Genomic DNA, 447 nt, shown 5'->3' with positions numbered 1-447 from the left:
GACCACCGCGCCGTGCTCACGGGCCCAGGCCAGCAGCTCCGCGCGGCGGCTCACGGGCATGGTCCCGCCCAGCGGGTACTGGTGGCCCGGGGTGAGCACCAGCACGTCCGGGGGTGCGCTCACGTCCCAGCGGCTCGCACCACCCCAGCGTCCGGTGGGCAGGGCGGCGGGATCCAGGCCGTGGTGGTCCACGGTCACGGGCAGGGCGGTGTGCCCGGTGGCCTCCACCACCCGGCGCAGCGCGGGGTAGCCGGGGTTCTCCACGGCCACCCGCAGGGTGCGACGCCGCGCGAGACCGAGCACCCGCAGCACCAGCTGCAGCCCGTCCCGGACCCCGGCCGTGACCAGGATGTCCTCCGGGGCGCGCACGACGCCGCGGCTGAGGCGCAGGTACGCCGAGAGGTGCTCCTGGAGGGATGCCCCCGCCGTCTCGCCCCGAGCGGTCGC

At 77.4% G+C, this 447-nt stretch carries 1 pseudogene; it reads right to left on the bottom strand.

Annotated elements, in window-relative coordinates:
- Positions 1–447: pseudogene (locus tag M3148_RS17245) on the bottom strand (PLP-dependent aminotransferase family protein); the annotation flags it as partial.

Source organism: Georgenia satyanarayanai, from assembly GCF_023715365.1.
In the GTDB taxonomy this organism is placed as follows: domain Bacteria; phylum Actinomycetota; class Actinomycetes; order Actinomycetales; family Actinomycetaceae; genus Oceanitalea; species Oceanitalea satyanarayanai_B.
Note: the sequence above shows the minus strand (reverse complement) of the source record. Positions and strands in the feature narration are given on the sequence as shown.